Origin of the sequence: Pseudomonas sp. BF-B-15 (assembly GCF_019946675.1) — a bacterium.
In the GTDB taxonomy this organism is placed as follows: domain Bacteria; phylum Pseudomonadota; class Gammaproteobacteria; order Pseudomonadales; family Pseudomonadaceae; genus Aquipseudomonas; species Aquipseudomonas migulae.
In genome coordinates, this window is record NZ_JAGYFZ010000137.1 from 1 (window position 1) to 13,055 (window position 13,055).

Consider the following 13,055-nt stretch of genomic DNA (forward strand, 5'->3'; position numbering starts at 1 on the left):
GTGTCAGGCGACATAAATGCTGACTGATTCACCGTCATCGTCGGAACGCCGCCCGCAGCAAGCCGGCTCCTACAGGTCCGTGTGAATCAGTTCGTTGCTTTTAACGCCTCAAGCTTCGCCATCAGCCCCGCCGCTGTCTGCTCACCCATCAACTGTTCCCGCACCTTGCCCTTGTTATCGATGATGTACGTCACCGGCAACGCCTCGCTGCGCGGCAGTTCAAACAACTCTGCCGGATCCGAAGCCAATACGGTGAATCTGATCCCCAGTTTCTCGCTGGCGCTTTTCAGCTCTTCGCCCTGCACATTGTCGAAGTTGACCCCGAACACACCGATCTTCTTGTCCTTCAACTGCTCGGCCAGCCCGTTCAGTTCCGGGATCTCGGTTCGGCACGGGCCGCACCATTCGGCCCAGTAATTAAGCACCAGCCATTGTTTGTCCAGACGTTCGGCGGCGACTTTTTGGCCGTTCTGATCGATGCCATAGTCATTGCCGCAGCCCCCCAACATCAGCGCACCGATGATCGCCAATGCCGCTGCCAATCGCCTTGTCATGTCGTGATCCTTGTTCAAAATTGAATGCGCCTGCGACCCATCGCCTCCCAAGGTTCTGGATTACGCGCTGCACAGTTAGAATAGCCGTCACCTTACGCAAGATGCGACCCGCACATGACCGATCTGACGCTTTATCACAACCCGCGCTGCTCGAAATCCCGCGGTGCGCTCGAACTGCTCGAAGCCCGTGGCCTGACGCCGACCGTGGTGCGCTACCTCGAGACCCCGCTGGACGCCGCGCAATTGCAGAGCCTGCTGAAAAAGCTCGGCCTCGGCGCCCGGCAATTGCTGCGCACCGGTGAGGACGAGTACAAGACCCTCAACCTCGCCGACGCGAGCCTGAGCGAGGCGCAATTAATTGCCGCCATCGCTGCGCACCCGAAACTGATGGAGCGACCGATTCTCGAAGTCGGCGACAAAGCCGTCATCGGCCGTCCGCCGGAGAACGTGCTGGAGTTGCTGCCGTGAGCGCGCCGTACATTCTGGTTCTGTATTACAGCCGTAGCGGCTCGACCAATGAAATGGCGCGGCAGATCGCCCGCGGTGTCGAGCAGTCCGGGATGGAAGCGCGCCTGCGCACCGTGCCGGCGATTTCCACCGAGTGCGAAGCGGTGTCGCCGGACATTCCGGACGAAGGCGCGCTGTACGCCAGCCTCGACGACCTGAAGAACTGCGCAGGCCTGGCGCTCGGCAGCCCGACGCGTTTCGGCAACATGGCCGCACCGCTCAAATACTTCCTCGACGGCACCAGCAACCTGTGGCTGACCGGCGCGCTCGTCGGCAAACCGGCCGGGGTTTTCACTTCCACCGCGAGCCTGCACGGCGGTCAGGAAACCACGCTGCTGTCGATGATGCTGCCGCTGCTGCACCACGGCATGCTGATCACCGGCCTGCCGTACAGCGAGTCCGCGTTGCTGGAAACCCGTGGCGGCGGCACGCCTTATGGCGCCAGTCATCACGCCGGCGCCGATGGCAAAAGCGGTTTGAATGAACATGAAGTGGCGCTGTGCCGGGCCTTGGGTCTGCGTCTGGCGAAGACCGCACAAAAGTTGGTGAGCTGAGATGGCGAAAAAGCCGAAGATCCTGCCTTCCATTGAATGGCTCGAACCACGGGTTCGGGCGATGCGCGTCATCAGTCTGCTGTGCTACTTCGGCCTGGTGGGATTGCTCTGCGCTTATTACCTGGTGGTCGCCGACCTGCATGGTGCGCGGCCGTGGGTGATTCTGCTGATCGAACTGGTGCCGCTGCTGTTGCTGGCGCCGGGGATGATCGTCGGCAGCGCGCGCGGGCATTCGTGGATGTGTTTTGTGGTGAACCTGTATTTCATCAAGGGCGCACTGGCGGCGTATGACCCGAACCGGCAGCTGTTCGGTTTGCTGGAAATGGGCGCGAGCCTGGCGGTGTTCTGCTCGGCGCTGTTGTATGTGCGGTGGCGGTTTCAGTTGAATCGCAAGTTGGCTGGCGAGGGCGAGATTTCCGTCGCCTGATCGGGCCCCTTCGCGGGCAAGCCTCGCTCCTACAGGAATCTGAGAAACCTGTAGGAGCGAGGCTTGCCCGCGAAGGGCATCACTCGATATCAATGATTGGCGGTGTACGCCAGCATCATCGAAATCTGGCTCATCGGCCGACCGCCGCTTTCTTCATGCCACTGGTTGAACACGCCCTGCACCGTGGTCAGGTCCCGCAGGCTGGTCGGCACTTTGTCGACGATCTTCTGCGCATTCAGCGCCGCCACCACGTCATAACTCGGCACAAAGGTGTCCTTGCCGACCATCCGCAAAAATCTCGGTGCCGACAAGCCACCCAATTGATGACCGTGTTTTTTCAGGTAGGTCCACAAGCCGACGATATCGGTCACCGGCCAATCGGCGATCAACTCGCCAAAGCTGCCTTTCTCATGGGCCACGTCCAGCACGAACTGCGCATTGCGCGGCACGCTCTTGAGCTTGCCCAGGTGGCGGATGATCCGCGCGTCCTGCATCAGGCGTTCAAGGTGTTCGGCGCTCATCAGCACGACTTTTTCCGGGTCGAACTTGAAGAACACCTCTTCGAAGGCCGGCCACTTGGCGTCCACCAGGCTGTGCTTGAGCCCGGCGCGGAACACACGCAGCGCCATGGTCGAGAGGTAGCGATCGTCGCTGATATCGCGCAATTGCGCGGCAGTCTTCGGAACGGGCAGATGGGCTTCCAGTTCGGCTGCGGAACCGAAGCGGTTCAGACAGTATTCGTGCAGCCACTTGTAATCGCGCATGCCCTCTCCTGAGGAGTCAGTGAGTAGACCAATGTGGGAGCCAGCCTGCTGGCGATTGCGGTGGGTCAGGCACATCTTTGTTGACTGACCCACCACTATCGCCAGCAGGCTGGCTCCCACAGTGATTGTGTTTAGAGGTTTACTACGTTAACGAACCGCGACATGGCGGTTTCGTCGATCCGCAGGTTGGTGAAGTCGAACAGGTTGCGGTCCGCCAATTGCGACGGGATCACGTTCTGCAAGCTGCGGAAAATGCTTTCGGTGCGGCCCGGCGTCTTGCGCTCCCATTCCTGCAGCATTTCCTTGACCACCTGACGTTGCAGGTTTTCCTGGGAACCGCAGAGGTTGCACGGGATGATCGGGAATTGCTTGAGGTCCGAGTAGGCCTGGATGTCTTTTTCGTTGCAGTAGGCCAACGGGCGGATCACCACGTTGCGGCCGTCGTCGGCGCGCAGCTTCGGCGGCATGGCCTTGAGCGAGCCGTTGAAGAACATATTGAGAAAGAACGTTTCGACGATGTCGTCGCGGTGGTGACCGAGGGCCATTTTGGTCGCGCCGATTTCGTCGGCAAAGGTGTAGAGCGTGCCACGACGCAGGCGCGAGCACAGCGAGCAGGTGGTCTTGCCTTCCGGAATCAGCTCCTTGACCACCGAGTACGTGTCTTTCTCGACGATGTGGTATTCGATACCCAGGGTTTTGAGGTACGCCGGCAGCACGTCCTCAGGGAAACCCGGCTGCTTCTGGTCCATGTTCACGGCCACGATCTCGAACTTGATCGGCGCGACCTTCTGCAAATGCATCAGCACGTCGAGCATGGTGTAGCTGTCCTTGCCGCCGGACAGGCAGACCATGACCTTGTCGCCGTCTTCAATCATGTTGAAATCGGCGACAGCCTCACCGGCCTGACGGCGAAGGCGCTTTTGCAGTTTGTTCTGGTTGACCGTGAGAGTGCCCATGACGCGAGATCCGTGAGGTGTGACGAAAGGCCGGCATTTTACGCAAAAACCCGCCTCCGGCGAAGTACCCGTAATCCCCCTGTAGGAGCGAGCCTGCTCGCGATGGCGGTGTGTCAGTCCAAACAGTCATGCCTGATACACCGCCATCGCCGGCAAGCCGGTCTCGCTCCCACAGGGATAACGTTGACAGTGCCAGTGGCGATTAACAGAGGGATTTACAGCGCGATTTGCTCTAACGCCCTACAACCTGCGGGGTTAAGACCTTTCTATACTGCGTCATAAGGTCGCACACATATCCAGACCTTTACTTACTTGGCCACTTTGGCCTGTAGGCGCTCCACTGGGGGGCGACGGTAAAAACAAGAGGAGTGACTGGCATGATCCATCACGTAGTGGGGCTCTTCACCCACCCCGACCAGGAATGGAAAGAAATCCGTGGCGACCAAGAGGAAAGCATCAGCCACATGTACCTGACCCACACGCTGATTCTGGCGGCGATCCCCGCCGTGTCGGCGTTTATCGGCACCACGCAGGTCGGCTGGGTAATTGGCAGCCGGGCACCGGTGATGCTGACGCAGGAAAGCGCGCTATGGATGACGATCATGTCGTACGTGGCGATGCTCGGCGGCGTTGCCGTAATGGGCGCGTTCATCCACTGGATGGCCCGCACCTATGACGCCAACCCGAGTCTGGCACGTTGCGTTGCGTTTGCGACCTACACCGCGACCCCGCTGTTCATAGGCGGCCTCGCGGCACTGTACCCACACATGTGGCTGGGGATGATCGTCGGGACGGCGGCCATCTGCTACACGGTGTACCTGCTGTATGTGGGGCTTCCAACTTTCATGAACATTCCATCTGACGAGGGATTTCTATTTTCAAGTTCGGTGCTCGCCGTCGGTTTAGTGGTACTGGTGGCGATCATGGCGTTCACTGTCATTGTCTGGGGACTCGGCGTGGGGCCGGTCTACACGAACTAGTTACGCTCTCCACCCAAAATCAAGATCTGCCAATACAGGCCGCCGCAAGGCGGCCTTTCAATGTGGGGGGTAACGACCATTCGGCGCCCTGGCGATTCGCAAGGCCCGAGCGTTGCGGCATACTCGACGTCTCTGGAGATCCATCAAGCATGCCCGAGCAACTCAATACCCGCGTCGAAGACTGTTACCAACAAGCCGAATCCTTTTTCAAACGAACCTTCAAACGCCCCGTGGTGAGCCTCAAGCTGCGCGGGCAAAAAGCCGGTGTCGCGCATCTGCACGAGAACCTGCTGCGCTTCAATCCGCAGCTGTACCGCGAAAACACGGAAGACTTCCTCAAGCAGACCGTGGCTCATGAAGTCGCCCACCTGATCGCTCATCAGCTGTTTGGCGATCGCATCCAGCCCCACGGCGAAGAGTGGCAATTGATCATGCGTGGCGTGTACGAACTGCCGCCCAACCGCTGCCACACCTACGACGTCAAGCGCCGCAGCGTGACGCGCTATATCTACAAATGCCCGTGCGCCGACAGTGATTTCCCGTTTTCGGCGCAGCGCCATAGCCTGGTACGGCAGGGGCGGCGGTATTTGTGTCGGCGGTGCCGGAGCACGTTGGTGTTCAGTGGGGAGATGCGGGTCGAGTAAGTCGGATTTGTCGTGTTTTGGTGGGCCCCTTCGCGGGCAAGCCTCGCTCCTACAGAAGCATCGAAATCACCTGTAGGAGCGAGGCTTGCCCGCGAAGAGGCCATCGAAAACCCTACATAATCACCTTGGCACGCCGCAATTCGGCAATCCGCTCAGCACCAAACCCCAACTCCCCCAACACCTGATCCGTATGTTCACCCAGCGCCGCACCGATATGCCGAGGCTCGGGCAAGCCATCCGAAAACTTCAACGGACACGCCATCTGCGCCTGGCTCGTGCCATCCCCTCGCGGCACGTCGGTCACCAACTCCCGCGCCTGCAACTGCGGATGCCGAATCGCCTCACCCAAGGTCAGCACCGGCTCGACGCACGCATCGAGCTCGGCAAACAGCGCGCACAATTCGGCAAAGTCGTGTTTCTCGAATTCAGTCTGCAGCGCGTCCTTTAGCTTCTTTTGCTGGGCAGGCTGAGGTGACAGGCCCAATGTCGCCAACTCCTCCAGCCCCAGTGCCGTGCACAGTTGTTTCATGAACGGCGGCTCCAGGCTGCCCACCGATAACCAGCGGCCATCCCGCGAACGGTAATAGTCGTAGAAGCTGCCGCCGTTGAGCATCTGGTCTTCCCGGCCCGGCTCCTCGCCGCAGGCCAGGTACCCGGCCCCGGCCATGGCGTTCAGGCTGAACGCGCAGTCGGTCATGCTCACATCCAGATGCTGGCCCAACCCGCTTTGTTGCCGGGCGATCACCGCCGCCAGCAGGCCGATGACGCCGTGCAGCGAACCGCCGGCGACATCCGCCACTTGCACGCCCAAGGGCAGCGGGCCGTTGTCGGTGCGGCCGGTGTAGCTCGCCAGCCCCGCCAACGCCAGGTAATTGATGTCGTGGCCAGCGCGATCCTTGTAGGGGCCGGTTTGCCCGTATCCAGTGATCGACACGTAGATCAGCTTCGGGTTGATGGCCTTCAACGCTTCATACCCCAGGCCCAATCGTTCCATCACACCGGGGCGGAATTGTTCCAGGACGATGTCGTAGTCCTGCACCAGTTGCTTGATCACCGCCAGCGCCTCGGGCTGCTTGAGGTCCAGCGCCAGGCTGCGCTTGTTGCGATTGAGGTACGCGTGGCTGGCCGACACGCCTTGGTCATGGGGCGGCAGTACGCGCAACAGGTCCATGCGGGTCGGCGATTCGATGCGCAAAACCTCGGCGCCCATGTCAGCCAATAACAGCGAGGCGAACGGCCCCGGCAACAATGTCGAGAAATCCAGAACCTTGAGTGATGCCAATGGGCCGGGCATGAGCGATCTCCGTATTCGATGCCTCCAGCCTAGGCAGCCAATCGCGTTGCAGCAATCACCTGATGTGTCAGCAACTGTGACCGTTACGCTCAAATTCCAGGCATGAAAAAACCCGCCGAAGCGGGTTTTTTCATGACAACGCGTGTTACTTGACGTTGCTTGGGGTTGGGCCTTCGGCCACACCCAGGTCATCTACTTCACGCTCATCGGAGATACCGCGACCACCGGAAGCCAGCTCGACTTGCAGCTTGTCTTCGTCCAGCTCTTTCACCCACTTGGCCACGACCAGGGTCGCAACGGCATTACCAACGAGGTTGGTCAGCGCACGGGCTTCGGACATGAAGCGGTCGATACCGAGGATCAGCGCCAGGCCGGCTACTGGCAGAGTACCCACGGCCGACAGGGTGGCTGCCAGCACGATGAAACCACTACCGGTCACACCTGCCGCACCTTTGGAGGACAACAGCAGCACCAGCAGCAAGGTGATCTGGTGAGTGAGGTCCATCGGCGTATCAGTCGCCTGAGCGATAAACACAGCCGCCATGGTCAGGTAGATCGAAGTACCGTCGAGGTTGAAGGAGTAACCAGTCGGGATCACCAGACCCACTACCGATTTATCCGCACCCAGGCGTTCCATTTTGATCAGCATGCGTGGCAGAGCCGATTCCGACGAGGAAGTGCCCAGTACGATCAGCAGTTCTTCACGGATGTAGCGGATCAGCTTGAGTACGCTGAAACCATGCGCGCGGCAGATGGCGCCCAATACCAGAACCACAAACAGGATGCAGGTGATGTAGAAGCAGATCATCAGCTGACCAAGCTGTACCAGCGAGCCAACACCGTAAGCACCAATGGTGAAGGCCATGGCACCGAAGGCACCGACCGGCGCGAGCTTCATGATCATGTTGATGATGTTGAACATCACGTGGGCGAAGCGATCGATAAAGTCCAGGACCGGCTTGCCGTACGCACCCAGGCGATGCAGGGCGAAACCGAAGATCACCGAGAACATCAGAACTTGCAGGATATCGCCGTTGGCGAAAGCGCCGACGATGGTGTTCGGAATCACATTGAGGATAAAGGCGACGATGCTCTGGTCTTTACCGGCCGAGATGAAGCCAGCGATTTTGCTGGTGTCCAGAGTCGTTACGTCGATGTGCATGCCGGCGCCCGGTTGCACGACGTTGACCACGACCAGACCGATCAGCAAGGCAATAGTGGAAACGATTTCGAAGTACAGCAGCGCATAACCGCCGGTCTTGCCGACCGATTTCATGTTCTGCATGCCGGCGATACCGCTGACGACCGTACAGAAGATGATTGGCGCGATGACCATTTTGATCAGTTTGATGAACCCGTCACCCAGCGGCTTGAGGGCCACACCGGTCTGCGGGTAGAAGTGACCAAGCAGGATGCCGATGGCGATGGCAACGATCACCTGGAAATACAGGGATTTGTACAGTGGCTGACGAGTCGTCATTGCAAAGTTCCTCAAGAGTGCGCGCTAACAACATCCATCTGTTGCCCACGACACCTGAATTGCGAACCCTCCTGCACTGGAGGGATTTGTTTTTTCGAGCTGCACGACGGCAGGCATCTGCTCGTTGTATCGCAAGCGGCGTGCCACTTTTGCAAAACCCGCTGCGAGCCTTTTGACATCAGGGGTTACAGGTTCAACGTGCCTTGGGTGCGCTATAAAACAGTGGCGGATTTCCGCCCATCCGCCAAACCTCGTCCTGCAATTTGGCGGATATCCGCCTTGTCCATTGCCTGACCCGACGACTACCATCCGTCGTTCAATAGACGGACCTGCCTTCTATGCGCGAACGTACCATCGCCAGCCATTTCGCCCGTGCCGCCCTCGGTGGCGCGCGTCGGCTGGGTCATGACTGTTCAAACCTGCTGCAACAACTCGGCATCAGCCCCGAGCTGCTGGAAGAACCGCGTGCGCGCATTGCGCCTGAGCAGTTCACCCGTTTGATCCAGGGATTGTGGCTGGCACTCGACGACGAGTACCTGGGCTTCGGGCCGGTCCCGAGTAAAACCGGCAGTTTCGCGATGATGTGCCATGCGGTGATTCACTGCCGCAATCTCGATAAGGCACTGCATCGCGGCTTGTTGTTTTATAGCCTGTTCCCCGGCGGCCCGCGCCTGACCCTGACCCGCGAAAACGAAATGATCCGCCTGAGCCTGGACGATTCGCAGTTTCAGGACCCGGACCATTTCCTCACCGAAAGCCAGTTGATGGTCTGGCATCGCCTCGGCAGTTGGCTGATCGGCCAGCGCATCCGCCTGGAACAAGCGACGTTCAGCTACCCGAAGCCCGAGCACGGCGCGGAATACGAGTTGCTGTTCCCCTGCCCGATGGAGTTTTCAGCGGCGCAGAGCAGCCTGCTGTTCCACAGTCGCTACCTGAACATGCCGTTGCTGCAGGACGAGCGGACCCTCAAGCATTTCCTCGAACACTCCCCCGCCGACCTGTTGTCGCGCCCGGATGACGGCGACAGCCTGAGCAGCCAGTTGCGCCGTTTGCTCAGCCGCGACAGTGCGCGCTGGCCGGACCTGGAAGCGGTGGCCGCGCACCTGCACATCAGCCCGCAGACGCTACGCCGGCATTTGCGCGAAGAGGGTTCGAGTTTTCAGGAATTGAAGGATCAGTTGCGCCGGGACATTGCGATTTATCATCTGGGGCGTGCGGACCTGTCGTTGCAACAGATTGCCGAGCAGCTGGGGTTTTCCGAGCCTTCGGCGTTTCATCGGGCGTTCAAGAAATGGACCGGGCTTACACCCGGAGCCTACCGCGCGCAGGAGAATTGATTGTTGCGGTGACTTCACCGGCCCCTTCGCGGGCAAGCCTCGCTCCTACAGGATCACATTCCCCGTAGGAGCGAGGCTTGCCCGCGAAGAGGCCCGATTGAGCACCTTCAAACTCCCGGTCAAACCACCGGAAAATGAATCCGGAACGCCGCGCCGCCCATCGGCGAATCGCCCAGGGTCAGTTTCGCGTTGTAACTCTCGATGATGTCCTTGACCACCGCCAACCCGATCCCCTGCCCCGGGTGCTGACGGTCCAGCCGTTCGCCGCGCTGCAGAATCCGCGCACGCTGATCCGGTGGCACACCCGGCCCGTCGTCCTCGACGCATAATTCGACCCCGCTCAAGGTCTCGCGCACGCTGATGCGCACTTCGCCCAGGCACAGGCGATAGGCGTTTTCCAGCAGGTTGCCCATCATTTCCAGCAAGGCGCCCTGCTCGATGGGCACGTAGCATTGCTCCGGCAGATCGAAGGCCACCCGCACGCGTTTGTCGCGGTAGACCTTGTCCAGCGTGTCGCAGAGGCTTTTCAGCACCGGACGCAACCGCACCTGATGGCGCACCAGGCCGCTTTTGCGCAGGCTGGCGCGCTGCAACTGATAGCTGATCTGCTGGCTCATGCGCTCGATCTGGGTTTGCAGCACCCAGGCCTGATCGCGATCCGCCGGGCGTTGCGCCATGTCTTCGCTGACGCCTTGCAGCACGGTCAACGGGGTTTTCAGGCTGTGGGCCAGGTCGCCGAGAGAATCGCGATAGCGGCTGCGCTGTTCGCGCTCGCTGTGCAGCAAGCGGTTGAGCGAGCCGGTCAGGCGCAGCAATTCACGCGGGTGCTGTTCGCTGAGGCTTTCGCGGGTGCCGCTTTCGATTTCGTCGAGCTCCTGACTGAGTCGGCGCAACGCCTGCAAACCCCAGGTCAGGCCGATCCACAGCAACGCCAGCAGCACCAACAAAGCGGCGCCGAAACCCAGATAGAGATTTTCCCGCAGGCCTTCGAGGGTGTCTTCGTACTCGCGCACCGGTTGCAGCGCGACGATGCTGAACGCCGCGCTTTTGCCGCCGAGCAGTTTGACTTCGACGTCATAGACGAAGAATTCCTGGCCGTTGGCTTCGCTGATCCTCGCGAACTCGTTACCGCGCCCGTCGTAACGCGGTTTGTAGTTGATGTCCTCTTCCTGAGTGCCCTTCGAGCGCCAGACCAGGTGACCTTCACGGTCATAGATATAGCCGAGCAAACGGCTGTCGGTGAGGTTGAAACGCTCGTCCGGCAACTGCGCCGGCATCTGCAAGTGGTTGCCCTCGACCCGGGCGGCGGAAATCAGCGTGGTGACGTCCGACGCCAGGCGCTGCTCGATGGAATCCTGCAACGCCAGGCTGAACGCGCCCTGCATCGCCGGCAGCAACGCCAGCATGAACAACACCGCCAGGATCGTGGCGGCGAGCATCAAACGGACACGAAGCGAACGAATCAAGTGCAGCGCTCATTGAACAGGTAGCCGAGGCCCCGCACGGTGTCGATCGGCTTGAAGCCGGCCGGGCCTTCGAGTTTGCGGCGCAAGCGGCCGACCAGCACTTCGATCACGTTCGGATCGCGCTCGTCGTCATCCGGGTAGAGCTGCTCCATCAAGCGGTCCTTGGCCACCACTTGCTGATGATGGCGCATCAGGTATTCGAGGATCCGGTACTCGTAGGCAGTCAGCGCCAGCGGTTGTTCATCGAGGGACGCCTGCTTGCGATTGAGGTCGAGCAGCAGCGGCCCGGCGACGATGGTCGACTGGGTGAAACCGCTGGAGCGACGCAGCAAGGCATTCAGGCGCGCATCCAGCTCTTCGAACTGGAACGGCTTGACCACGTAATCGTCGGCGCCGGCAGCGAGGCCTTCGACTTTGTCCTGCCAGTTGCCGCGCGCGGTGAGGATCAGGATCGGGAAGGTCTTGCCCCGCGAGCGCAGCTGACGGATCAGGTCGAGCCCGCCCATGCCGGGCAGGCCGAGGTCGATCACCGCCAGGTCATGGTTGAATTGCTCGGTCTGGTACAGCGCCTCCTCGGCGTTGGCCACGGACTCGACCACGTGGCCACTGTCCGTCAGGCGGGTTTGCAGGTGATGGCGCAACAGCGCTTCATCTTCGACGACCAGCAATTTCATAACGCTCTCCCGGGCAATTCAACCTCTTCAGAGGTGCAACAGCGTATTTCAAGACAGATCATAGCGGCCCATGAGGTTCTCCTGACGGAGTTTAATGCCATTGTGAAAGACCGACACGTTCGCGTAAGCAGCGCAGTAATCGGCCTGAGGGTTCGGGCGGCCCAACTGCGCGCCCCAGGCACTGTCATGACTGACCACGCCGTTCGTGCCGATGCTGTGCAGGGTGAGGGACTTTTTGGGTCGCTCGCCGGTCTTCCCAAGAGCAAGGCTGGCGACATTATCGTCGGAAGCGAACGCCGCGGTGCTCGCGCTCAAAACGGTGAATGCCAGCAGCAGGTTTTTAAAGCCAGTCATAGGAAAATGTCCTCATGCGCAGATGCTTTGGGTACGGCGCTACATTACGCACCGGCCCCTGAACTCCCCCTGAACGCACTCTGAACCCGAGCTGAACCAGATCGACTAGGCTGTGTTGACGACTTTTTTGCAGGAGATCCGACCATGCGTATATTCCTTGCCCTGTTCTTGCTGGCCGTGAGCGGGCTCAGCCAGGCGGCCATCAAGACCCAGGAAATCCCCTATCAAAGCCCCGACGGCACCAAGCTTATCGGGTATTACGCTTACGACGACGCGGTTAAAGGCCCCCGCCCTGGCGTTGTGGTGGTTCACGAGTGGTGGGGGCTCAATGACTACGCCAAGCGCCGCGCCCGTGACCTCGCCGGCCTGGGCTACAGCGCCTTGGCCATCGACATGTATGGCGACGGCAAAAACACCGAACACCCCAAGGACGCCATGGCGTTCATGCAAGCGGCGATCAAGGACAACGCCGCCGCCAGTGCGCGGTTTCAGGCCGGGCTGGATCTGTTGAAGAAACAGCCGCAAACCGATCCGGATAAAATCGCCGCGATTGGTTACTGCTTTGGCGGCAGCGTGGTGCTGAACGCGGCACGTCAGGGCTTGCCGCTGGCGGGTGTGGTGAGTTTCCACGGGGCGCTGGCGACCAAAGCACCTGCAACGCCGGGCAGCGTGAAAGCGAAAATCCTTGTGGAGCATGGCGCGCTGGACAGCATGGTGACGGCGGAAAACGTCGCGGCGTTCAAGGCGGAGATGGACAAGGCCGGGGCCGATTATCAATTCGTCAACCTTGAGGGCGCCAAGCATGGGTTCAGCAATCCGGATGCGGATCGCTTGAGCCATGGCGATCATGGCGGGCCGGATATTGGTTACAACAAGGCGGCGGATGAGAAATCGTGGGCGGATATGCAGGCGTTTTTCAAAAAGATTTTTAGCTAGGCAGGTAAACCGCGGTGCGGCCTTCGCGGGCAAGCCTCGCTCCTACAGGTTAGCGTTATCCCCTGTAGGAGCGAGGCTTGCCCGCGAATGGCCGCACTGCCGATCTGAACCTTTGCACTACCCAGCTT

15 protein-coding genes are annotated in these 13,055 nt (G+C 60.2%); 7 read left to right on the forward strand and 8 right to left on the reverse strand.

What is annotated here, in order from left to right:
• Positions 1 to 86: 86 nt before the first annotated feature.
• The gene (locus KGA97_RS27070; RefSeq protein WP_192227942.1) at positions 87 to 554 is read right to left on the reverse strand and encodes a TlpA disulfide reductase family protein; all 468 of its coding nucleotides are present in this window, start codon (positions 552 to 554) and stop codon (positions 87 to 89) included.
• Between the two features lie 114 nt (positions 555 to 668).
• On the opposite strand from KGA97_RS27070, the gene arsC reads away from it, so the two are divergent.
• The 3 genes from arsC to KGA97_RS27085 are packed head-to-tail and all read left to right on the forward strand — an operon-like array spanning position 669 to position 2,042.
• Complete coding sequence (gene arsC / locus KGA97_RS27075; RefSeq protein ID WP_008029340.1) at positions 669 to 1,022, forward strand: arsenate reductase (glutaredoxin); 354 nt, start codon at positions 669 to 671, stop codon at positions 1,020 to 1,022.
• Complete coding sequence (gene wrbA, locus KGA97_RS27080; RefSeq protein ID WP_008011647.1) at positions 1,019 to 1,615, forward strand: NAD(P)H:quinone oxidoreductase; 597 nt, start codon at positions 1,019 to 1,021, stop codon at positions 1,613 to 1,615. Before arsC ends, wrbA begins: the two co-directional genes overlap by 4 nt.
• 1 nt (position 1,616) lies before the next feature.
• Positions 1,617 to 2,042: a DUF2069 domain-containing protein gene (locus KGA97_RS27085; RefSeq protein ID WP_008029342.1), complete on the forward strand. Its 426-nt coding sequence runs from the start codon at positions 1,617 to 1,619 to the stop codon at positions 2,040 to 2,042.
• Positions 2,043 to 2,131: 89 nt separating this feature from the next.
• Here the strand turns inward: KGA97_RS27085 and KGA97_RS27090 are convergent, their stop codons facing one another.
• Positions 2,132 to 2,806 carry a DNA-3-methyladenine glycosylase I gene (locus tag KGA97_RS27090; RefSeq protein ID WP_223481830.1) on the reverse strand — a complete coding sequence of 225 codons (675 nt, stop codon included), beginning with the start codon at positions 2,804 to 2,806 and terminating at the stop codon, positions 2,132 to 2,134.
• 131 nt (positions 2,807 to 2,937) lie between these two features.
• Entirely contained in the window at positions 2,938 to 3,762 is an 825-nt protein-coding gene (gene ttcA, locus KGA97_RS27095) for a tRNA 2-thiocytidine(32) synthetase TtcA (RefSeq protein ID WP_008029346.1), read from the reverse strand.
• Positions 3,763 to 4,139: 377 nt separating this feature from the next.
• On the opposite strand from ttcA, the gene KGA97_RS27100 reads away from it, so the two are divergent.
• On the forward strand, positions 4,140 to 4,742 hold the full coding sequence (locus tag KGA97_RS27100; protein ID WP_008029348.1) for a Yip1 family protein: 603 nt from the start codon (positions 4,140 to 4,142) through the stop codon (positions 4,740 to 4,742).
• A 149-nt stretch (positions 4,743 to 4,891) separates the two neighbouring features.
• Positions 4,892 to 5,386 carry a SprT family zinc-dependent metalloprotease gene (locus tag KGA97_RS27105; protein WP_008029350.1) on the forward strand — a complete coding sequence of 165 codons (495 nt, stop codon included), beginning with the start codon at positions 4,892 to 4,894 and terminating at the stop codon, positions 5,384 to 5,386.
• A gap of 112 nt (positions 5,387 to 5,498) precedes the next feature.
• On the opposite strand, the gene KGA97_RS27110 is transcribed toward KGA97_RS27105, so the two are convergent.
• On the reverse strand, positions 5,499 to 6,680 hold the full coding sequence (locus KGA97_RS27110) for a CaiB/BaiF CoA transferase family protein (protein WP_223481831.1): 1,182 nt from the start codon (positions 6,678 to 6,680) through the stop codon (positions 5,499 to 5,501).
• Positions 6,681 to 6,825: 145 nt separating this feature from the next.
• Positions 6,826 to 8,160 carry a dicarboxylate/amino acid:cation symporter gene (locus KGA97_RS27115; RefSeq protein WP_008029353.1) on the reverse strand — a complete coding sequence of 445 codons (1,335 nt, stop codon included), beginning with the start codon at positions 8,158 to 8,160 and terminating at the stop codon, positions 6,826 to 6,828.
• A gap of 338 nt (positions 8,161 to 8,498) precedes the next feature.
• On the opposite strand from KGA97_RS27115, the gene KGA97_RS27120 reads away from it, so the two are divergent.
• The gene (locus tag KGA97_RS27120) at positions 8,499 to 9,497 is read left to right on the forward strand and encodes an AraC family transcriptional regulator (protein WP_008029356.1); all 999 of its coding nucleotides are present in this window, start codon (positions 8,499 to 8,501) and stop codon (positions 9,495 to 9,497) included.
• Between the two features lie 119 nt (positions 9,498 to 9,616).
• On the opposite strand, the gene KGA97_RS27125 is transcribed toward KGA97_RS27120, so the two are convergent.
• The 3 genes from KGA97_RS27125 to KGA97_RS27135 are packed head-to-tail and all read right to left on the reverse strand — an operon-like array spanning position 9,617 to position 11,991.
• Positions 9,617 to 10,963: an ATP-binding protein gene (locus tag KGA97_RS27125; protein WP_223450351.1), complete on the reverse strand. Its 1,347-nt coding sequence runs from the start codon at positions 10,961 to 10,963 to the stop codon at positions 9,617 to 9,619.
• Positions 10,960 to 11,637 carry a response regulator gene (locus KGA97_RS27130; protein WP_008029360.1) on the reverse strand — a complete coding sequence of 226 codons (678 nt, stop codon included), beginning with the start codon at positions 11,635 to 11,637 and terminating at the stop codon, positions 10,960 to 10,962. Before KGA97_RS27130 ends, KGA97_RS27125 begins: the two co-directional genes overlap by 4 nt.
• A gap of 48 nt (positions 11,638 to 11,685) precedes the next feature.
• Positions 11,686 to 11,991 carry a hypothetical protein gene (locus KGA97_RS27135; protein ID WP_008029361.1) on the reverse strand — a complete coding sequence of 102 codons (306 nt, stop codon included), beginning with the start codon at positions 11,989 to 11,991 and terminating at the stop codon, positions 11,686 to 11,688.
• Positions 11,992 to 12,135: 144 nt separating this feature from the next.
• Between KGA97_RS27135 and KGA97_RS27140 the strand changes: the two genes are divergently transcribed.
• The gene (locus KGA97_RS27140; RefSeq protein WP_223481832.1) at positions 12,136 to 12,927 is read left to right on the forward strand and encodes a dienelactone hydrolase family protein; all 792 of its coding nucleotides are present in this window, start codon (positions 12,136 to 12,138) and stop codon (positions 12,925 to 12,927) included.
• The last annotated feature ends 128 nt before the right edge of the window (positions 12,928 to 13,055 follow it).

Excerpts from the sequence above, each read along its gene's own strand:
- KGA97_RS27135 (WP_008029361.1), bottom strand. The coding sequence starts at position 11,991 with ATGACTGGCTTTAAAAACCTGCTGCTGGCATTCACCGTTTTGAGCGCG.
- KGA97_RS27070 (WP_192227942.1), bottom strand. The coding sequence starts at position 554 with ATGACAAGGCGATTGGCAGCGGCATTGGCGATCATCGGTGCGCTGATG.
- arsC (WP_008029340.1), top strand. The coding sequence starts at position 669 with ATGACCGATCTGACGCTTTATCACAACCCGCGCTGCTCGAAATCCCGC.
- KGA97_RS27100 (WP_008029348.1), top strand. The coding sequence starts at position 4,140 with ATGATCCATCACGTAGTGGGGCTCTTCACCCACCCCGACCAGGAATGG.
- KGA97_RS27110 (WP_223481831.1), bottom strand. The coding sequence starts at position 6,680 with ATGCCCGGCCCATTGGCATCACTCAAGGTTCTGGATTTCTCGACATTG.
- KGA97_RS27130 (WP_008029360.1), bottom strand. The coding sequence starts at position 11,637 with ATGAAATTGCTGGTCGTCGAAGATGAAGCGCTGTTGCGCCATCACCTG.
- KGA97_RS27140 (WP_223481832.1), top strand. The coding sequence starts at position 12,136 with ATGCGTATATTCCTTGCCCTGTTCTTGCTGGCCGTGAGCGGGCTCAGC.
- ttcA (WP_008029346.1), bottom strand. The coding sequence starts at position 3,762 with ATGGGCACTCTCACGGTCAACCAGAACAAACTGCAAAAGCGCCTTCGC.
- KGA97_RS27090 (WP_223481830.1), bottom strand. The coding sequence starts at position 2,806 with ATGCGCGATTACAAGTGGCTGCACGAATACTGTCTGAACCGCTTCGGT.
- KGA97_RS27085 (WP_008029342.1), top strand. The coding sequence starts at position 1,617 with ATGGCGAAAAAGCCGAAGATCCTGCCTTCCATTGAATGGCTCGAACCA.
- KGA97_RS27120 (WP_008029356.1), top strand. The coding sequence starts at position 8,499 with ATGCGCGAACGTACCATCGCCAGCCATTTCGCCCGTGCCGCCCTCGGT.
- KGA97_RS27105 (WP_008029350.1), top strand. The coding sequence starts at position 4,892 with ATGCCCGAGCAACTCAATACCCGCGTCGAAGACTGTTACCAACAAGCC.
- KGA97_RS27115 (WP_008029353.1), bottom strand. The coding sequence starts at position 8,160 with ATGACGACTCGTCAGCCACTGTACAAATCCCTGTATTTCCAGGTGATC.